The following is a 19,640-nucleotide window of genomic DNA, read 5'->3' on the forward strand; positions in this document are numbered from 1 at the left end:
CCGCGACGTCGCCGCGATCACCGCCCCAGGCGTGCGTCGCGTACCGCGCGTACGGCCTTGAGGATGTTCACGTAGCCGGTGCAGCGGCAGAGGTTGCCGGCGAGGCCGCGCCGGATCTCGTCGTCAGATGGATCCGGGTTCTGTGCCAGCAGGTGGCGGACGGACATCACCATGCCGGGTGTGCAGTATCCGCACTGCATGCCCTGGGCGGCGATGAAGGCTTCCTGAATGTCGTCGACTTCGGGGGGTGTCCGGCCGTCCTCGACGGTACGGATCGTCCGGCCGTCTGCTTCCGCGGCGAGCAGGCAGCATGATTTGACCGTGAGCCCGTCGAGGCTGAGTGTGCATGCTCCGCAGCTCGCGGATCGGCACCCCACGTGGGCGCCGGTCAACCGGGCCCGCTCGCGGATCGCGTCGATCAGGGTTTCCCGAGGGTCGACATCCCAGGTGACGACTTCGCCGTTCACCTCGACTGAGATCAGCATGGCTGTTCCTCCCGCGCGTGTCGAAGCACGCGCGCCGCGAAGTTCCTGGCCATGGCTCGCCGGTAGGGCGCCGGGTTGTGCGCGTCGCCGAAAGGCCGGCCGGCGCAGGCCTCATCGACTGCGTCGAGTGTCGCGGCCAGGTCGAATTCGCGGCCCAGTTCCACGATCACCGGTGTGGGTGTCGCGCCGCCGACGGCGAGCCGGCCGCGATCCGGCATGAGAACAGCCGCGGCGGTGATGGTCGGCGCGGCGCCCTGAACCCGGAAGTACCTCTCGAACGCGGTTCGCCCGCCGCTGGTGGACGGCACTTCAACCGCGACGATCACCTCGTCGCGCGCCAGATCCGTACGCCGGAGCCCGAGCACGAAACGATCGAAGGCCACTTCTCGCGAGCCCCGCCGGCTGGCGACGACCACCCTCGCGCCGAGTGCCGTCAACGCGGTGACGTAATCGGCGCCGGCGTTGCCGTATGCCGCGACTCCGCCGATGGTGCCGCGATTGCGTACTTGAACGTCTCCGATGCCCGCGGCGGCCGTGGCGAGGATGGGCACGTGCTCGGCCACGATCGGGTCGGAGGCTATCTCGGAGTGGGTGGCCATCGCGCCGAAGCGAACGGAGTCTCCCGAGCGTGCGATACCCCGCAGTGCCGGAATGCCGCTGAGCGAGACGATTTTGCCGGCGCGGCCGATGCCCCGGTTGAGCAGCGGCATGATCGTCATCCCGCCGGCCAGGATCGTCGCCTCGCCGTCGAGTTCGGTGAGGAGCTCTGGAAGAGTCCGCGGAGCGGCGAAGGACGCCGGCATCATTCGCCTCGCCCGGCCGAGCGCGCGGTCTGAATGGCTGCCCACACCCGCGCGGGGGTGAATGGCATCGTCGTCATTCGTACCCCGAAGTCGGCGAGCGCGTCGTCGATCGCCGAGGCGATCGCCGGTCCTGGCGCGGAGATACCCGATTCTCCGACGCCCTTCATGCCCATGAAGGTGAAAGGTGAGGGCGTCGACCGGTGACCGAGCACGATGTCGACGCTTTCCCGGATACCGGGCAGCGTGTACTCCCGCAGGGTCGGAGTCTGCGGGATGGCGTCGTCGTCGTAGACGATCTCCTCGTACAGGCTTGCCCCGATGCCCTGCATGATGGCGCCGTGCAGCTGTGCCTCGGCGAGCAGCGGATTGACCACGACGCCGCAGTCGTGCACGAGAGCGAACTTCTCTATTCGCACATCTCCGGTCTCGGGGGTCACCTCCACGATGCACGCGCCGGTGGAGAAGGACCAGGTCGGGTACTGGTTGTAGCGCCCGTCCTCGTCCTTTCTGTGGTAGACGTTGTCGATCTTGAAGGCGCGGGTCGCTTCGAGAGCAGGGTCGATGCCGGCCATGTGACGGCCGTGCGGTTTGCGGTAGATCTCCGCCGCGACCTCATCGAACGTCACCGACTGGCCGCTTGCCCGGGAGCGGATGCGGTGTCCCGTCACCTCCAGGTCCGCCCGGTCCGCGTTGAGCATGCGCCCTGCCACGATCTCGAGTTTCTCGCGAATCACCAGGGCGGCGAGTCGCGCGGACGATCCACCGAAGGTCAGGCTTCGCGAGCTGTAGTTGCCGTTGCCGTGCGGCGCCGACTGGGTGTCCCCTTGCAGCACCCGCACCCGGTCGAGGTCGGCGCCGAGACATTCGGCGACGATCTGGGCGATGCCGGTCTCGTTTCCGCTGCCGGGGGAGGTGACTCCCGTCAGCACCGTGACATCACCGCGAGGAGTCATCTTCACGGTCGCCGAATCGGTGCCGTTGAGCAGGGCGTCAGGTCGTGAACTGCCTTCCGGGGTGAGCTCGTGGCCGATACCGATGCCGAGATAGCGGCCGTCCGCCCGTGCCGCCGCTTGGCGCGCCGGGAAGTCGTCCCAGCCGATCAGCTCCTGCACCGCCTCCAGCGTGCCCTGGTAGTCGCCGGAGTCGGTCACCCAGCCGGAGGGCTGGACGAACGGGAAGTGGCTGGGGGAGATGAAGTTGCGGGTGCGTACGGCATCGCGACCGAGTCCAGCTGCCCGGGCCACATCATCGAGAATGCGCTCCATGAAGAACGCGGCGACTTCCTTGCCATAGCCCCGGTAGGCCTGCCATGGACCCCGATTGCTGACCACGGCGCGCAGCCGGATCGAGACGTGGTCCACGACGTAGGAGCCCGGCATGCACGCCGCGCTCACGATCGCCATCAGCCACCCCAGGAACGTGGACTGGGCGCCTACGTCGGCGAGGAGGCCGGCTTTGAGCGCCGTGATCCTGCCGTCGGGCTCGAACGCCACCTCGTAGTCGCAGCGCATGTCACGGGAATGGCCGCCCGCCGAGAGGTACTCGTCGCGTTGTTCGATCCATTTCACCGGCCGGCCGAGCCGCCTCGACGCGTACGCGGTGATCACGTCCTCGGGGAACATCGGGATCTTGCCCCCGAACGCGCCGCCCACCTGGGGCTGAATGACGCGGAGATTCCCCTCCGGAAAGGACAGTGCCGCGGACAGGAGCGCGCGCAGCACGTGGGGCGCCTGGGTCGACGCCCAGCAGGTCATGGTCTCGTCGTAGGGGTTGTAGTCGGCGATGATGCCACGGCCCTCCAGCGGAGTCGCGGCGACGCGGTTGCAGACGAGAGTGCCCGAGGTCCGGCCGCTCGGCGGGGTGGCCGCGAGCACCGCGTCGGCGTCTCCTCGCGCGATCGGGTAGTCGACCATGACATTGTCCGGCCAGCTCTCCTCGACGAGTACCGCGCCGGGTTTCAGCGCCGCGCGGGCGTCGCCCAGGGCCGGGAGCGTCTCGTACGCGACGAGCACGGCCTGGGCGGCGGCGCGAGCGGTCACGTAGTCGCGTGCCACGACTGCCGCGACGGGCTCGCCGACATAGCGGACCTTGTCCACGGCCAGCACGTGACGTACGGCGGTCCGAGGCGTGAAGTTGACGTTCGTGCCGCTCGGGTGGATCGCGATGCCGGCGTCCCGGAGTTCCTCGCCGGTGAGGACGAGCGCGACACCGTCGAGATCGTGCCCGGCGCTCGTGTCCACCGACCGGATGCGGGCGTGGGCGTGCGGGCTTCGCACGACAGCCATGACCAGGCAGCCGTCGGGCCGGATGTCGTCGACGTAGGTGGCCGCGCCCGCGGCCGAACGACGGTTGTTGCGTCCGGGGATCGACGCGCCGACGTAGGTCATCGAGCCTCCGTCGCCCTTCGGACGAGATCGACGCACCGATCCGGCCAATCGGCGGGCTGGGGCTCGCCGCCGATGTAACTCGCGTAGTAGTAGCCGAACATCATGTTCAGCACGAGGTTGACGTCGATGTCCGCCGGGAACTGACCCTCCCTGACGCCCCGATCGAGCACGGCTCGCACGCGATTGCGTCGCGCTCGGACGACCTGTTCCCGGTAGAGGGCGATCATCCCGGGCTGCTGTTCTTCATGCGCGAGCAGCGTGCCGATGATGCTCATGCCGTGGTCCCGGCTGACCGCGCGTTCGAACAGCCGCAGCTCCGTGCGGAGCGCCTTCCACGCATCCGCCTCGGTGGTGGGCGGATCGTCGTTCGCCATCGTGGCGATCGCTGCGGTGGCCAGTTCGATCTTGGTGGACCACCGGCGGTAGATGCTCGGCTTGCTCACCCCCGCGCGTTCGGCGACGGCGTCCATGCTCATCGAGGCGAACCCCTCGCGCGAGAGCACGTGCAGGGCCGCTCGCAGGATACGGGCATCGGCGTCGATATCTCGTGGTCGGCCGCGGCCTCGAGGTGCGCTCTCTCGAGACTCCAATGCCGACCTTGACCCAGGGATCGTCATATCCCTACTCTAGGACATTATTTACGATACCGTAACGTAAACATAATGGGAGCTTCCACATGCTCAGGGTCGAGCGCCTGTCACTCGCCTTCCGAGGTGTACAGGCCTTACGCGACGTCACGTTCGAGGTCGCCGCCGGAGGCGTCACTGCCCTGATCGGACCCAACGGAGCGGGCAAGACGACGATGTTCAACTGCATCAGCCGCATCCTCACCCCCGACAGCGGGGCGCTCAGCCTCGACGGGATCGATCTGATCGGAGTCCGGGCGTCCCGCCTCCCGGAATTGGGAGTCGCCCGTACCTTCCAGCACGCCGCCCTGTTCCCGTCCCTCGACGTGCGCGGCAACGTCCGGATCGGGGCTGATGTCGCACGCCACGCGTCGCGCCCGGCGCTGCCGGTCGACGAGACCTTGGAGCTGCTGCGGCTTTCCGCCGACGCGTCCCGAAGCACCGAAGGGCTCCCGCTCGGCACCAAGAAGCGCGTCGAGCTGGCCCGCGCGCTGGCGAGCGGTCCGCACCTCCTGCTGCTCGATGAGCCCGCGGGAGGCCTGACCCACGAGGAGGTCGGCGAGATGCGCGACACCCTTCTCGCCGTGAAGGAGCGGCTCGGCCTCACCATCCTGCTCGTCGAACACCACGTCCAGATGGTCATGAGCATGAGCAGCCATGTGGTCGTGATGTCGTCGGGCGAGGTCATCGCCGATGGAGCGCCGTCCGACGTGCGATCCGACCCGCGCGTCATCAGCGCCTACCTGGGGAGCTGAGATGCCTCTCGTACCACTGCTCGACGTGGACAACCTGCACGCCCGCTACGGTCAGGCGCGCGTTCTGCACGGCGTCAGCCTGACGGTCTCGCCGGGCGAGGTGGTCGTCCTGCTCGGCGCGAACGGGGCGGGCAAGACGACGCTGCTGCGCGCCATCACCGGTCATGTCGAGCGGACCGGGTCGATAAAGTTCGCCGGCACGGACATCACGAGAGCCTCGCCGGCGGCGATCGTGTCCCTCGGGCTCGTCCAGGTTCCGGAAGGGCGTGGCACGTTCGCCGACCTGACGGTCCAGGAGAACCTCCGGCTCGGTGCCTATACTCGCCGGGTCACCGCCGCGGCGCTCGCGCTCGAGATCTCCGAGATCGTCGAGCGGTTCCCCATCCTCGGCGAACGCGCGGGCCAGCGGGCCGGGCTGCTCAGTGGTGGGGAGCAGCAGATGCTCGCGATCGGACGGGCGCTCCTTGCCCGGCCGCGGCTTCTCGTGCTTGATGAGCCCTCGCTCGGACTCGCCCCGACCGTGACGCGCGCCGTCTTCGACACGTTGCGTGAACTGCACGACGAGCAAGGGCTCAGCCTGCTCGTGGTCGAGCAGAACGCCGACCTGAGCCTCGGCATCGCCGATCGCGCGTACGTGCTCGAAGCAGGAGAGATCCAGGTTGACGGTCCGGCCGCAGCCATCCGCGACGACGCCGGTCTCCGCCGGGCGTACCTGGGATATTAGGAGGGACACGATGCTGGCTCTCCAGTTACTCGTCGACGGCGTCGGCAAGGGGGCGATCTACGCCGCTCTCGCCCTGGCGATTGTCGTCGCCCACCGGAGCACCGGGCTGATCAACTTCGCGCAGGGCGAGTTCGCCACGCTGTCGGCGATGTTGACGGTCGCGCTCACCGGCCTCGGTCTCGGCGTCTGGCCCGCGCTCGCCGTCGCGGCCGCGGCCTCGTTCGCCGCAGGCGCGCTCATCCAGGTGGTGATCGTGCGCCCTGCGATGCGCCGTGACCTCGTCCCCGTGGTCATCATGATCGGTCTCTATGTCTGCGCCAACGCCATCGGTCAGCTGACCTTCGGCCAGAACCCGCGCCCCCTCGAAGGACTCTTCCCCGCCGGGGGGCTCGTGTTCGGCGGGATCCGCGTCCAGTGGTCGCTGATCGGGGTGATTCTCCTGCAAGCGGTGGTGATCACGGCGCTCACCCTCTTCTTCGTCCGGACCAAGATCGGGCTCGGGTTCCGCGCGGTCGCGACCGCCCCCGAGGCGAGCCGGGTCGCGGGGATACCCGTCGAACGGATGCACATGATCGGCTGGGGCATCGCCGCGGCGCTCGGGGCCGTGGCCGGCGTCAGCCTCACCAACCTCGGCGTCTATGTCGAGTCGCACATGATGACGACGGTCCTGGTCTACTCGCTCGCCGCGGTCACCATCGGCGGATTCGACAGCGCGCTCGGCGCGATCGTCGGCGGCGCGATCATGGGAGTCGTGGAGAGCCTGGTCACCGGCCTCGTGCCGGGTGTCTCAGGGGATGTCGGAATCCTGGTCTCACTCACGATCATCGTCCTGATCCTGCTGTCGCGACCGCAGGGACTCTTCGGCCGGGAGCGGGTGGCCCGTGTCTGAGTCACGCCCGGTACGCGCTGCGGCCAATGCCGCGCTTGTCCTCGCCCTCGTGCTCGTCCCGCTCTTCTTCGAGCCCTTCAGGGTCACCCAGTTCACCCAGATCCTCGTCGTCGCCATCGCGGTGGCCGGGCTCAACCTGCTGACCGGCTTCACCGGACAGGTCTCCGTCGGGCACTCGGCCTTCTTCGGGATCGGCGCCTACGTGACCGGTGTCCTCATCGTCCATGCCGGCGTTCCGATGACCGCCGCGATCATCGCGGGCACCCTCTCCGGCGGCATCGCCGGAGCGCTGTTCGGCATTCCTTCCCTGCGGATCAAAGGCACCCACCTCGCGATCGTGACTTTGGTGCTCGCGGCATCCCTGCCCGCCGTGCTGAGCACGTTCTCCGAGATCACCGGCGGCACGGAAGGGCTGCGCGTACCCCGCATCACACCACCGCGCGGATCGTTCCTCGCCGCCGACCAGACCCGCTACTACGTCGTACTCGGGGCGCTGCTCCTCGTCGTCCTCGGCGTCTTCATGCTCGACCGCAGCCGGACCGGGCGCGCACTGCGCGCCCTCGGCGACAACGAGATCGCCGCGGTGACGTACGGCGTGCGCCCCATGCGGCTGCGGATCGGCGTGTTCGCGGCGAGCTCGACGATCACGGCCCTGGCGGGCGCCCTTTTCGCCGTCACGAGCGGCTTCATCTCCTCGACCACGAGCTACATGACGATCGTCGGATCGATCGTGTTCCTCACCGCGCTCGTGATCGGGGGACGCGCGCTGCTCGCAGGACCGCTCGCCGGCGCGGCGATCGCGGAGCTCCTGCCGGCCCAGATCAGCAGGTATTCCCCGGAATGGGCGAACTTCGCCTATGGCGCGATCCTGATCGCCCTGCTGCTCCTCGCGCCTGGAGGTATCTCCAGCCTCCGGTTCAGGCGCCGGCGGTCACACCCGGCTCCTCATGTCCTCCCCGCCCCCCTTCAACAAGAGGAAACACCCCATGACACCGACGACACCCGCGACCAGGCGCAGCCCACGACGCGTATTGGCTAGCACCGGATCGCTCCTCGCTGCCGTCCTCCTCGTGACGGCCTGCACGGCGCGAGTCGGCGACGGCGGCGACCCCGCGTCAACCGGCGACAGCCTCAATCTGACCGCCGACTGCCTCCACTACGACCCGACGGCGGGCGTCACCACCGACACGATCAAGCTCGGAACCAGTCTGCCGCTCACTGGGGCGCTGGCCATCCCCGGAACGTTCCACTTCGGCCTCGAAGCCTATCTCGCGACGGTCAATGCGGAAGGCGGCGTCAACGGCAGGAAGATCGAGCTCACCGTCCTCGACGATGGCTACGACCCCGCCAAGACCGCCACGAATGTCAACGAACTTGTCAACCGGGACAAAGTCTTCGGCATCGTCGGAATCCTCGGCACCGCTACGGCGCTCGCGGTACAGCAGGATCTGCAGGACAACTGCGTGCCCAATCTGTTCATCCAGACCGGGGCTCCCGTGGTCGCCGACCCCGCGCAGACCTGGTCGCAGATCCAGTTCCCGACCTACAGCCTGGAGGCGCAGGCGCTCGCCCAGCGCGCCATCAACGCGGGCGTCAAATCGGTGTCGATCATCAGCCAGAACGACGCCTTCGGAAAGGCGTACGTGGACGCCCTCGTCAGCCCGCTCAAAGACGCCGGTGTCACGGTGGGCACCCAGGTGACCTACGACCCCGGTGCCCCCAGCGTCGAAACCCAGATCACCCAGCTCGCCGCCGACGGCGCCGACGCGGTGTTCATCGCCGCGCTCGGTACCAAGTGCCCGCAGATCCTCAACGGCATCAAGTCGTCCCGCTGGAACCCGTTGCTGCTCAGCGTCAACTTCTGCACGTCTCGTGGACTGCTTGGGCTCCTTGAGGACGGCGCGGGGGACGACATGATCGGTACGACCTGGTACAAGAGCCCCACCGACCCGCAGTTCGCGCAGGACGGCGCTCTTGCGGCCTACCGTGAGGCACTCGCAAAGTACTCGCCCGCCGCCGATCCCGATGAGGATTTCGTGCTCGACGGTTGGCTGGTGGGCCAGCTCCTCGTCGATGTCCTCAAATCGGCGGAGACACTCGATCGCGCGTCGGTGATGCGGGCCGCGCACGAGGCCAACCTGCACGTGGACACCATGCTCGACGGCGTGCGGTTCGCCGCTGCGGGGACTACGGAGCCGATCGGTCAGGTTCAGCTGCGCCGCTACGACAGCGCAAGCAAGACGTTCCTGTTCATCGATCCCAAGTCAGGCGACGACCTGCCGGCCGGAAAGACGAGCCTGATCATCCGCGGGACGAACCCGAGCGCTGACGTCCGAGAGCCGTCAGCCTCCGGAGCTCCTCGCCCGTCTGACGGCAAGCCATGACCTCAGCCGATGACGAACTCTACGGACTCGACGCCCTCCCGTACGGTGTCTTCGATCCAGGTCAAGGCCCTCGGGTGGGTGTTCGATTCGGACCGGGAGTCGTCGATCTCGCAGCTCTGTCCGCCGCTGAGCGCTCCCCGCTGGTGGAACTGTTCGACCGGCCCACCCTCGACGCCCTCCTTGCGGCGGGCAGGACGACCTGGTCGCGGGCTCGGTCGAAAGTCCAGGAATGGCTGTCGACGACACCGGGCGAGCACGGCCATCACCTCGCGGACGTCGACCTTCATCAGCCCTTCACCGTCGCCGACTACGTGGATTTCTACTCCTCCCGAGTGCACGCGGAGAACCTGAGTCAAATCTTCCGGCCTGGTCAGCCGCCGTTGCAGCCGAACTGGCTGAGCCTTCCCGTCGGCTACCACGGCCGGGCCGGCACGATCGTGCCGTCCGGAACGCCGGTCGTCCGGCCTAACGGCCAGCGGGCGGGAGGCGGTGCCGGCCCTTCGGAATTCGGTCCCACCCGGAAGCTCGACCTGGAGGTCGAGCTGGGTTTTGTGGTGGGTCGCGGGTCCACGCTCGGAACTCCGCTCCCGGGCGGGCACGCCCGGGAGCACATCTTCGGCGTCGTGCTGGTTGACGACTGGTCCGCTCGCGACATCCAGGCGTTCGAGTACGTTCCCCTGGGACCGATGCTCGGGAAGTCGTTCGCCACCTCGATCGGGCACTGGGTACTGCCGATCGAGGCGCTCGACGCCGCGCGCATCCCGCCACCGCCGAGAGAGCAGGCGCTTCACCCCTACCTGACCGGCTGGCACGACATGGGACTCGACATCGACTTCGAGGTCCGCCTCAATGGGCACCTGATCAGCGCGCCACGCTACCGCGACGTCTACTGGACGCCCGAGCAGCAGCTCGCGCACCTGACCGTCAACGGCGCCTCGCTTCGATCCGGTGACCTGTTCGCGTCCGGAACGGTCTCGTCGATCGGGAATCCCGGTTCGTTGATCGAACTCACCCTGGACGGCCGCCGGCAATTGGCGCTCCCGGACGGGAGGCAGCGGACCTACCTCGAAGACGGCGACGAGGTCGTCATCACCGCGACGGCGCCTGGTCCCGGCGCCGCACGCATCGGCCTCGGAGAAGTGCGCGGAACGATTCACCCGTCATCGATCGAACAGGGAGACAGTTAATCGCCATGCAGGACATCAAACGCGTTCGGGTGGTCGTCACGGGAGATCGCGACGGCAGGTCGTACATCAGCTCGGATGCTCCCGCATCTGGTGCCCTCGTGCAGCCAGGGCGGCCGACGGCCCTCACGGACGTGTGGCATGTGGCGGGGGTACCCGCCGACCCGGCGGACTCCGGGGAACCGCCGACGGACCGGCCGTTCACCCTGGCACCGCCTGCGAGCGGAATCGTGTTCAGAGTCGTGCAGTTCGACCCGGTGAGCGCCGACGAGATCGCCGCGATGGACGGCCGGGAAATCTTCGCGGCGATGAATGCCAGCGCTGACCATGTGGGTGGAGAGACCAGCCCGTTCATGCATAGGACAAGAAGTCTGGATTTCGGGCTGGTCCTCGAAGGGTCACTCACGATGCTGCTCGACGACGATGTCACCGAGGTATCCGCGGGCGACATCATCATCCAGCGGGCGACCAGTCACGCTTGGGAGAACCGTGGCTCGCAGCGCGCCTTGGTGGCGTTCGTCCTGGTCTCCGCGATGTAGTACGCCAGACAGCCCTTGGTTATTTGATCTCCTTCCGTCGACAAGAAGAACGATCAGCCAAGGGCTGTCCCTTATATCCCCGCAGCAAGTCAGCGGACGATGCCCTGGCTGTCCTTGCCGTCGCCGTCCCAGTCGCCGATCACGGGCAGATCGCCGGCGTCGCCGTAGGCCACCGAGTGGGTGGTCTCGGTGCCGGTCGTGACCGGGCTGGTGCGCAGGTAGAACCCGTTGCCCATCCGGACGCCGATGTTGTCCTTGCCGTCGCCGTCCCAGTCGCCGACGAACGGCACGGCATTGGAATCGCCGTACAAGAAGGTGTACTGAGCCTGACCGCTAACCGGGTTGTTGCTGATGAAGAAGCGACCCGCACCCGGGTCGTAGGCGCTGACGGTGTCCCTGCCGTCACCGTCCCAGTCACCGGCCAGCGGGATCATCGGAGCGTCGCCATAGGCCACCGACTGGGTGGTCTCGGTGGCCGTGGTGACCGGGCTGGTACGCATGTAGAACACGTTGCCCATACGAACGCCCACGTTGTCCTTGCCGTCGCCGTCCCAGTCGCCGACGAAAGGCACGGCATAGGGATCGCCGTACAAGAAGGTGTACTGAGCCTGGCCGCTAGCCGGATTGTTGCTGATGAAGAAACGGCCCGCGGTGGGGTCGTAGGTGCTGACGGTGTCCTTGCCGTCGCCGTCCCAGTCACCCGTGATGGGCACCATCGGGCTGTTGCCGTACGAGAAGACCGGCCGGGTGGCGGCGGAGGAGCTCTGGTTGTCGGACAGATAGAAGTCCAGCACCCCCAGATCGGCGGAGCCGTTCCACAGGGCGTTGACGAGTAACTGGGCGTCGTGGACCTCGCGGCCGTAGGCGTCCGGAACCGCCGAGACCTGGACCTTCTGGCAGATGGCGCCGATGTCCCCGCTCATCCACGAGTTGTTGGGGTACTTGCGCAGCATGGCGTTGATGAACGCGTTGGTGGCGTACACCGGATCGGTCAGTTGGGCCGGGGTACCCCATCCCTGGGAGGGGCGCTGCTGGAACAGTCCCAGGCTGTCGTGGTCGGCGGCGACCGTGTAGTTGTGCAGGGTGCTCTCGGTGATCGCCGTGGTCACGGCGATCACCGCCGCTCGCTTGTCCAGGCCGCGGCCCTTGACGGTACGGGTGATGACCCGGGCACACGACACGTTGTAGCCGTTCACGCTCCGGCCCAGGCGCGGGCCGTTCATGGACGGTCGCACCTGGTTGGCGACCGCGTTGTCGGCCGCGGTCGGCCCGCCCGGTACGCACGCCGCGAACGCCAGCGCGGCCGCGAGCTCCGCGGGCACCGGAGAGCCGGCCGGGCCGGGAATGGAGGGGGTGGGGGAAAGTTCGGTGGCCCGGGCCGGGACAGCCCCGGCGGCGGACGCGAGGAGTCCGCCGACGAGAGCGGTAAGCGCGATCAGAGGCCGGACGACGGAGGAACGGGGGCGCGTGTTCATGGTCTTCTCCTGGGGAGATGTGAGCGCCCTGTCTCCAGCTGCCGGGAGACAGGGCGAGGGGGAGAATGAAGGGCCTTGGTGACGTCAGCGGGCGATGCCCTGGCTGTCCTTGCCGTCGCCGTCCCAGTCGCCGATCACGGGCAGATCGCCGGCGTCGCCGTAGGCCACCGAGTGGGTGGTCTCGGTGCCGGAGGTCACCGGGCTGGTGCGCAGGTAGAACCCGTTGCCCATCCGGACACCCACGTTGTCCTTGCCATCGCCGTCCCAGTCACCCACGAACGGGACCGCGTTGGGGTCGCCGTACATGAAGACGTACTGAGCCTGACCGGTCGCGGGGTTGTTGCTGATCAAGAACTTGCCCGAAGCGGGCTCGTAGGCGCTGACCGTGTCCTTGCCGTCCCCGTCCCAGTCACCGGCCAGCGGGATCATGGGAGCATCCCCGTAAGCCACCGACTGCGTGGTCTCGGTCGCCGAGGTGACCGGGCTGGTGCGCATGTAGAACCTGTTGCCCATACGGACACCCACGTTGTCCTTGCCGTCGCCGTCCCAGTCGCCCACGAACGGGACCGCGTTGGGGTCGCCGTACGCGAAGACGTACTGAGCCTGACCGGTCGCGGGGTTGTTGCTGATGAAGAAACGGCCCGCGGTGGGATCGTAGGTGCTGACGGTGTCCTTGCCGTCGCCGTCCCAGTCACCCGTGATGGGCACCATCGGGCTGTTGCCGTACGCGAAGACCGGCCGGGTGGCGGCGGAAGAGCTCTGGTTGTCGGACAGATAGAAGTCCAGCACCCCCAGGTTGCCGCCGCCGCAGTTGCGGCTGGTGACGTTTCGGTAGGTCTGGCTGTTGGCGCTGCCGTACGTGACGCCGTTGAACGTGGGCTGGACCCGCTCGGCGCCCGCGTACCCCCAGGACGCCTCCCCGTTGCCGTTCGAGTCGTAACCGAGCTCGAAGTGGAGGTGGGGATGGTTGTTGGACGTGGGCCCCGTCCGGCCGACCCGCCCGATGACGGTGCCCTGCTGGACCGAGGCGCCCACGTTGACGGCCCGGGACTGCAGGTGCAGGTACGTGGTGAACCAGCCGCCGCCGTGATTGATCTGAATCACGTTGCCGGCGTTCTCGTGGTAGTACGACTTGTTGACCGTTCCGGCGGCGGGCGCGACGAGTGTGGCCCCCTCGGTGCCCGTCTGGTCCGGTTCCTTGACCATGTCGAGCGCCGGAGCGTGCCCCCAGGTGTCCAGCCGCCACTGCTGACCGCAGGGGAAGGGCAGCTGAAGGTTGGGACCGGCCGCGGCGTGCGCCGGAATGGTCAACAGCCCGCCCACGAGGCCGGTGAGCGCCGCCGCGGTGACTGTTCTCACCCACCCGGGGTGCCCTGTACGTCGCTGCCGGGAGCGGAGGGAAATGAGCGAACGCATGATCATGCATCTCCTGACGGTCGACCGGTGAGGGCCGATTAGTGATCTTCTTCGTCGGACGGTCCTCACCGTGACCGGCCCTCTGTCCCACAGCAAGGGATTGGGACAAGTGAGGGACAACGGGACAAGGACCCGCTTTGACCTGCGCAATCCCGTGCGAGTTGGGACAGAGCGGGATATACCAGTGATGCTGCTGGTTCTGCTGTTAATCTTCGGGATGTCAAACTCGGGGTGTCGGCACTCGAGGAGCCAGGTTGTCAGAGCCCTCTGCAGTGGAGGACTTGGCCGCGTATCTACGCCAGTTGAAGGGCAAGACCGGCCGTAGTTACGACGCCCTCGCCAAGAGGCTCGGCGTCGGCAAATCCACCCTCCACCGCTATTGCTCCGGAGAGGGCGTGCCGCCGCGCTTCACTCTCCTGGAGCAGTTCGCCAAAGAATGCCGGGCGAGCCAGGCGGAGATCATCGAATTGCACCGGCGGTGGGTGCGGGCCCAGACCGTCCAGCTGCCCGAAGCGGAATCCGGCGCGGACCAGCCTGCCGAGCCGCCGGAGGCACCGCTCCCTCCGTCGCCGGAATCCCCGCCCCCGGCGAAAAGGTATCCGCCATTCCTACGCAATAGACGCACGTGGTGGACGCTGGCCGGGCTGGCGGCCCTGGTCATGGGCGCAGTCCTGATCTGGCGCCCCGGCCAGGACTTCATAGCGGACGCGGAGACCGCGCATCTCTGCACCGAGCGCAGCGGCGTCAAGCACGTTGACGCCAGACAAGGCGGCCATGTGTGGACCAGGGACTTCGTGTGCGCCAACCGACCAGACACACCGCTCTACGTCAACGTGGGCAGCACCGAGAAGATAGCGGTCCTGGACACCCCGAAGAGCTGGTTCGTCTGCTGGGAGCTCGGACGTGTCCAGAGCGACGGAGGAAGGGTCTGGTACTACACCCGCGGAGACCGCTCGGAGCCAGGCAAGGAACGCTGGGAGGGGTGGGGCTTCGTCGGAGCCGAACATGTCGACGCCACCACCCACCCCCTGCCGAACATGCCACGATGCGACCAGTAGCCGATGACCACCTTCCGGGCGGTTCCCCGCGCCGCCGACAGCACCAGCCGCGCCGGCGCCCACCCCTTCGAGCCCGGCATGACCTGCACTCCCCAAGGCAGTCCTGATCCTTTGGGAGACTGGGCACATGCCGGTTGAGTGGTCTCGCCAGGAAGTCCTCGACGCGCTCGGAACCCACCTGCTCCGTCCACGCGCCGCAACAGACGACTACACCGTCATCGACGTCATCACAGAGCCGGACAACCTGCTCGTGATCTTCCGTTGGCGGCGAGATCCCAACACCTACGCCGTCGAGGTCGAGTTCCCGGCATCACCCGAAAGCTCGGTGACCGGCGAGCCGCTGGCCTCGGTGGACGAATGGGCCGCAGACGTCGCGTTCAGCATCGCGGAACAGCTCTGGACCGGCCTGGTCCGCCGCAGCCGCCGTACGATCCGAGACGGCTACGTCGTGCTGGACATCCGGGATGCCCCAGACGTCTGCCCCGCCGGTTTCTTCATCAGCTCGGTCCCCCTCGTCATACTCTCTTCCCGGCCTCAATCCCCGATTGAGCCCCTTCCCCCACCCGCGCTCCAGGCCGGCCACTGGCTGGCCGAGGCGGGAATGGACGTGACCATCCCCCAGCGGTCACTAGCCGACGCCAAGCTCGCCTGCTGGCTACAGGCCTACGTCAACAACGCCCAAGGCGAACCCTACGTCGGCCACGCCGCCGCATCCTGGGAGGACGACGACCACACCACCGCCCGCCTCGACCTGGCCCGCACCCAGCCCGGCATCCCCCCGACGGTACGCGAAGCGCTCGTACGCCTGGCAATCTGCGAGGTAGCCGAAGCCGGCGCATTACACATGGTCACCATGATCGACATCCCAGAGCTCCACACCCTGGGCTTCCGCCCCACTCCCAACGGCGAACTCACCCTTGCGACCAGCTGCGCCGGGCCCTGATCCGAGGCGCTTTCCCTCGGACCTCAATTTCGGGAACCACCAAGTTCCATCGTGTTCCATCAGGTCCGCATAGTGTCTCTCCATGTCACGCCCTCTGTGGTGAGGCGCCGCCGTCCGGTTCGGCGCCCGTCACGAGGAGAACACCTTGAACACCATAGATCACCGGCCCCACGGCCGTACGAAGCGCCGCCTCCTGAGAGCGCTCGCCATGGCCACGGCCTCCGCCCTCGGCATCACCCTGATGGCCGCCCCCGCCTCAGCGGCACAACAATGCAACTACAAACCCGAATACAACGCCTGCCTGTCCCTCACCCCGACCGACTCCGGGCACTACCTGGTCCACATCGGCATCGACCTCCGCAAACTAACCCAGCCCGAGGCCCAGGCCATCATCCTGGCCGCCCCCTATCGCAACCCCTTCCGCACCTGGCTGTACGCAGGCGACAAAGTCCAGGACGACATCATCGCCGGCGTTTCCACCATCCGCGTATGGGCCTCGGAAACCGGCCTCAGCGCCGAATTCGAACGCGTCGTCACCAAGTCCAGCCTCAACGAGGACCCCTGGCCCGGCGAATTCGACGAGGTATACGGAAGCATCGACTACCGCGACCCCCGAACCGGAGCCACCCGCACCTTCAATACCCCCGAAATCGCCGGCCTCTTCTAGTGCCAATACCGTGCGGTGAACGTTTTTCATCCTGCCCTACAAGCGGTCAGATCACCGTGACGGTGAATATGCTCGGCTGGTGGTTGGGCGCGGAGACGCGAAACTGGGCGGAGTCGTCGACCGTGGCGCCCGGTCCGGCGGCCACCCGCACGGTCTGGGAGATGTTCCAGTTGGCCGGGGTGAAGGTCAGGGTCGCGCCCGACTGGATGTCCAGGTCGGGGTCGCCATTGATTCGCTCGGCCGTGACGACAGTGTCGCTCGTCGGAGCCCGTGAGAGGCGGACCGAGAAGAGGGCGGTGCCGCCGGGGGCGACGCCCAGCCACGTCGGCATGACAGCGACGAAGGGACCGGCCGTGGGCCCGATCACGCCGACGTTGACGACGTTGGAGGCGTAGCTCATGCCGCTGACGTCGATGGCTCTGGCCGACAGGGTGTAGTTGCCCGCCGGGGCGCCTAACCAGGTGAGGACGTACGGCGCGCTGGTGGCGCTGCCGAGCAGCGTCGTGCCCGAGTAGAAGTCGATCCTGGCCGCCCAGTTGGCGGGAGTCGTGGCCGCGGACAGGCGGATGGTCGTGGGTACGGTGAAGGCCTGGCCGTTGACGGGAGAGGTCAGCCGGACCGAACGCGCTGTATTCGCCGTGCAGGGCACGTCGTTGAGCGTGAACAACGTCGGAGGTGCGTTCGTGCCGGTGTAGGTCCCGTAGAAGCCGATGGTGACGCTCTGCCCGGTGCCCAGGGCCGGTGCGACCGATGGGGCGTTCACGGTCACGGCCGGTCCCGACTGAGTCCAGGTGCCGTTCCAGCCCACGGTGACCTGCTGGGTGCCGGGCCAGGTGAAGCGCAGGGTCCACGGGTTCACCGGGTCGCCCAGGTTGGTGACCGTGATGTTGGTGCCGAAACTGCCGCCGCTGTTCCAGGGCGGTGAGAACCAGACCGAGCACGCGATGTCCCCGTGTGCGGCGATGGGAGTGACGACCACCCCGGTCGCCGCCAGCAGCACGGTAACGGTGGACAGCGCCCATGCGCGCAGGGTTCTCATGGCCACACCTCCGAGCGCGGAAGGGCTCTCAGATTCGGCCTGTTCCGGGCGGATGTACAGCACGACTTGATTCACCGTTGCGCAGACCTGGTAGGACTTCACCTGGGTAGCTGAAACATTCAGCTCGCTGGGCGGTGAATCCCGAAGGCGGCTACGCCGCTCGAAAACACTGCCCTGCGTCCTGGTGCGTCCCTTCGGCGGTCGCAAGCCCCTGCCCTTTCTTCGTCTCGAAGCAGATGTAATGCCAGGAGTTTCCCGCAGCACCTGCGCGCCAGCTCCTATGGGGCCGGGTCCTGCTTCGACATTTATGGACGTTCGATACGGGTCGGGTTTCCGCGTACGAGCTCATCGTGGATACGCCAGCGGGCGGTGGTGACGGCGCGTTCTGCTGCCTCCTCACCGTGCTCGATGCGCTGTCGCAGCAGCTGCATGGCGATGCGGCGGTTGAGGCTGAGCTGCCGCTCGGAGTCGACCACGACGACGATCCCCGAGGGGCGGTGGGTCGCCCGTACCGCTGTGCTGGCCTTGTTTCGATGTTGACCGCCGGGGCCGCCGGTGCGGCAGGCGACGATATCGACATCTGCTTCCGCGAACCTCGCGCGCGGGGTGTCGACCTGGCACGGCTGGGCGATGATGTACCAGTTCTTTCGGCCGGTGCTGGTCCGGTAGGGGCTGGGGGCCTGCCAGCACAGCGTTCCGGTCCACGAGGCAGCGAACGGCTCCGCGCCGACTCCTGTGATCTGGACCAGGACGGATCGGTAGGTGCCGGGCCGGTCACCGGGAACGGTCTGGACCCGATGGGTCCGCAGATCCTGCCGGCTGGCGTCGGCTTCCAGGCGGCGCAGCAGCCGGGCCAGCGCCCAGGCACATTCTTGCGGGCCACGTCCTGCCGACAGAAGCAGGTGGACGATCATGCTCGGCCTCGCTTACGGCGGTGGCCCCGACGGTCCCGTTGGGGCGTCGACCCGATGTCAGGCGTCTTGTAGGTGACCAGGGGGACCGTGGTGGCCACGGGCGTGGCCAGCTCATGGTGGACGAGGTCGGCGATCACTTGCTCGATGCGCTTGTAGGCCGTTGGCGCCTCCTCGAAGAGCAGTTGGCGATCGCCGCACACCACCACCGAGCCCACCGGTGTGCGGCGCAACTCCTCGACCGTGTGCTTGGCCCGGCCCCGGCGCAGAGCGTCGGCACGCGACATCTTGCGGCCCGCGCCGTGCGCCACCGAATGGTTGGCGTCCGGCCCGGCGTGGGCGGCCACGAGGTAGGAACGGGTGCCTCGCGTGCCCGCGATGAGCACGTCGCGGCGGTCACCCGGTGCCGCCCCCTTGCGGTGCAGGTAGACCCCGTCGCGGATCTCGACCAGGTTGTGGCACTGGTCGACAATCGGCTCGGTAGGCTCGGTCCCCAGGGCATGGGCGACCCGGGCAGCCAGCAACCGCCGGTTGAGTGATCCCCAGCGTACGGCGTCGTCATGCATCGCCAGATAGGCGCCGGGATCAGGAGCGGGGCCCGCACCGTGGACCGCGGTGTGCGCCCTCAGGATCCGCTCGCCCAGCCCTCGGGAACCGCTGTGGACGATGAGAACGTGATCGCCGGCGGCGAGCCCGAGACGACTCGCGTGACCCGGCTCGAAGACCGTCTCGATCCGCGCCAACTCCACGAAGTGATTGCCTCGGCCGACCGTTCCGAGACCCTCGAGGTGACCGGCGGGAACATCGCCCTTCACAACGGCCCAGGCCGGGTCGCCGGCATCCTGCCCAGGGCTCAGCGCACGGTCGAGGTCGGGAAACCGGGCGGCAAGCTTCGCGGGTACGGCCCGCTTGAGCGTGATGGGGAACACGGCGATACCGCAGCCGATGTCGGAGCCCACCAGAAACGGATACAACACGGTCGACGCCATGGCGGCCCCGATCGGGGCCCCCTTGCCGGGGTGCAGGTCCGGCATGGCGGCAACGTGCGTCATGCCATCGAGAGCGGCCACCTGGTGGCACTGCACGAGGGCATCGGACTCGATCCAGCTTGCGGGGGAAGAGAACACGGAAATGGTGGCCGAACCCATGGCCGGCGTGGACGACGGCAGGGACTCCTGCCGAGAGTATTGCTGAGACAAAGACGTTTCTCCGCGGAAAGGATGTGGGCAGACGGCAGTACGGCACGGGTTGGCGCCGTGAGATCTCGCAGTGGCGGGTTGCTGTCCGTCAGAACGTCATGGAACACAGCGTTCCCTGAGCCCATGCGCGAGGCAAATGGTTTTCAGTCGAGCTGA

At 67.6% G+C, this 19,640-nt stretch carries 19 protein-coding genes; 10 read left to right on the forward strand and 9 right to left on the reverse strand.

From position 1 onward, the window contains the following. Positions 1–17 precede the first annotated feature (17 nt). Genes Amac_RS30170 through Amac_RS30185 form a run of 4 tightly spaced genes read right to left on the reverse strand, consistent with a single transcriptional unit; the run spans position 18 to position 4,292 of the window. Positions 18–485 carry a (2Fe-2S)-binding protein gene (locus Amac_RS30170; RefSeq protein ID WP_155357803.1) on the reverse strand — a complete coding sequence of 156 codons (468 nt, stop codon included), beginning with the start codon at positions 483–485 and terminating at the stop codon, positions 18–20. After that, the gene (locus Amac_RS30175; protein ID WP_155357804.1) at positions 479–1,291 is read right to left on the reverse strand and encodes an FAD binding domain-containing protein; all 813 of its coding nucleotides are present in this window, start codon (positions 1,289–1,291) and stop codon (positions 479–481) included. The genes Amac_RS30170 and Amac_RS30175 overlap by 7 nt, the downstream gene beginning before the upstream one ends. After that, on the reverse strand, positions 1,288–3,675 hold the full coding sequence (locus Amac_RS30180) for a xanthine dehydrogenase family protein molybdopterin-binding subunit (protein ID WP_155357805.1): 2,388 nt from the start codon (positions 3,673–3,675) through the stop codon (positions 1,288–1,290). Before Amac_RS30180 ends, Amac_RS30175 begins: the two co-directional genes overlap by 4 nt. Then, positions 3,672–4,292: a TetR/AcrR family transcriptional regulator gene (locus Amac_RS30185; RefSeq protein ID WP_155357806.1), complete on the reverse strand. Its 621-nt coding sequence runs from the start codon at positions 4,290–4,292 to the stop codon at positions 3,672–3,674. The genes Amac_RS30180 and Amac_RS30185 overlap by 4 nt, the downstream gene beginning before the upstream one ends. A gap of 59 nt (positions 4,293–4,351) precedes the next feature. Here Amac_RS30185 and Amac_RS30190 point away from each other — a divergent pair, with 59 nt between their 5' ends. The 7 genes from Amac_RS30190 (at position 4,352) to Amac_RS53895 (ending at position 10,776) form a co-directional block, all read left to right on the forward strand. Continuing rightward, entirely contained in the window at positions 4,352–5,056 is a 705-nt protein-coding gene (locus Amac_RS30190; RefSeq protein ID WP_155357807.1) for an ABC transporter ATP-binding protein, read from the forward strand. 1 nt (position 5,057) lies between these two features. Next, on the forward strand, positions 5,058–5,780 hold the full coding sequence (locus Amac_RS30195; RefSeq protein WP_155357808.1) for an ABC transporter ATP-binding protein: 723 nt from the start codon (positions 5,058–5,060) through the stop codon (positions 5,778–5,780). Between the two features lie 10 nt (positions 5,781–5,790). Further along, the gene (locus tag Amac_RS30200; protein WP_155357809.1) at positions 5,791–6,669 is read left to right on the forward strand and encodes a branched-chain amino acid ABC transporter permease; all 879 of its coding nucleotides are present in this window, start codon (positions 5,791–5,793) and stop codon (positions 6,667–6,669) included. Next, positions 6,662–7,708 (forward strand): branched-chain amino acid ABC transporter permease, encoded by a 1,047-nt coding sequence (locus Amac_RS30205; RefSeq protein ID WP_155357810.1) that lies wholly within the window; start codon positions 6,662–6,664, stop codon positions 7,706–7,708. Before Amac_RS30200 ends, Amac_RS30205 begins: the two co-directional genes overlap by 8 nt. A 31-nt stretch (positions 7,709–7,739) precedes the next feature. Continuing rightward, positions 7,740–9,053, forward strand: a complete 1,314-nt coding sequence (locus tag Amac_RS30210; RefSeq protein WP_170322737.1) for an ABC transporter substrate-binding protein — start codon at positions 7,740–7,742, stop codon at positions 9,051–9,053. After that, positions 9,050–10,240: a fumarylacetoacetate hydrolase family protein gene (locus Amac_RS30215; protein ID WP_155357812.1), complete on the forward strand. Its 1,191-nt coding sequence runs from the start codon at positions 9,050–9,052 to the stop codon at positions 10,238–10,240. The genes Amac_RS30210 and Amac_RS30215 overlap by 4 nt, the downstream gene beginning before the upstream one ends. A gap of 239 nt (positions 10,241–10,479) precedes the next feature. Next, complete coding sequence (locus Amac_RS53895) at positions 10,480–10,776, forward strand: cupin domain-containing protein (RefSeq protein ID WP_170322738.1); 297 nt, start codon at positions 10,480–10,482, stop codon at positions 10,774–10,776. An 89-nt stretch (positions 10,777–10,865) separates the two neighbouring features. Here the strand turns inward: Amac_RS53895 and Amac_RS54530 are convergent, their stop codons facing one another. After that, positions 10,866–12,251 carry an FG-GAP repeat domain-containing protein gene (locus Amac_RS54530; RefSeq protein WP_174900240.1) on the reverse strand — a complete coding sequence of 462 codons (1,386 nt, stop codon included), beginning with the start codon at positions 12,249–12,251 and terminating at the stop codon, positions 10,866–10,868. Positions 12,252–12,335: 84 nt separating this feature from the next. Next, the gene (locus tag Amac_RS30230) at positions 12,336–13,610 is read right to left on the reverse strand and encodes a M23 family metallopeptidase (protein ID WP_170322739.1); all 1,275 of its coding nucleotides are present in this window, start codon (positions 13,608–13,610) and stop codon (positions 12,336–12,338) included. A 311-nt stretch (positions 13,611–13,921) separates the two neighbouring features. Between Amac_RS30230 and Amac_RS30235 the strand changes: the two genes are divergently transcribed. The 3 genes from Amac_RS30235 (at position 13,922) to Amac_RS30245 (ending at position 16,335) form a co-directional block, all read left to right on the forward strand. After that, positions 13,922–14,725, forward strand: coding sequence for a helix-turn-helix domain-containing protein (locus Amac_RS30235; protein WP_155357815.1), 804 nt, complete (start codon positions 13,922–13,924; stop codon positions 14,723–14,725). Between the two features lie 127 nt (positions 14,726–14,852). Continuing rightward, positions 14,853–15,668 (forward strand): hypothetical protein, encoded by an 816-nt coding sequence (locus tag Amac_RS30240; protein WP_155357816.1) that lies wholly within the window; start codon positions 14,853–14,855, stop codon positions 15,666–15,668. Between the two features lie 145 nt (positions 15,669–15,813). Then, a complete protein-coding gene (locus Amac_RS30245; protein ID WP_155357817.1) occupies positions 15,814–16,335 on the forward strand; it encodes a hypothetical protein in 522 nt (173 codons plus the stop codon). 46 nt (positions 16,336–16,381) lie between these two features. Here Amac_RS30245 and Amac_RS30250 read toward each other — a convergent pair whose 3' ends face one another. The 3 genes from Amac_RS30250 to Amac_RS30260 form a co-directional block, all read right to left on the reverse strand. After that, positions 16,382–17,374: a cellulose binding domain-containing protein gene (locus tag Amac_RS30250; protein WP_155357818.1), complete on the reverse strand. Its 993-nt coding sequence runs from the start codon at positions 17,372–17,374 to the stop codon at positions 16,382–16,384. A 305-nt stretch (positions 17,375–17,679) separates the two neighbouring features. Next, positions 17,680–18,288, reverse strand: a complete 609-nt coding sequence (prfH, locus tag Amac_RS30255) for a peptide chain release factor H (RefSeq protein ID WP_155357819.1) — start codon at positions 18,286–18,288, stop codon at positions 17,680–17,682. After that, positions 18,285–19,433: an RNA ligase RtcB family protein gene (locus Amac_RS30260; protein WP_246268807.1), complete on the reverse strand. Its 1,149-nt coding sequence runs from the start codon at positions 19,431–19,433 to the stop codon at positions 18,285–18,287. Before Amac_RS30260 ends, prfH begins: the two co-directional genes overlap by 4 nt. Positions 19,434–19,640 lie beyond the last annotated feature (207 nt).

Source organism: Acrocarpospora macrocephala, assembly GCF_009687865.1.
In the GTDB taxonomy this organism is placed as follows: domain Bacteria; phylum Actinomycetota; class Actinomycetes; order Streptosporangiales; family Streptosporangiaceae; genus Acrocarpospora; species Acrocarpospora macrocephala.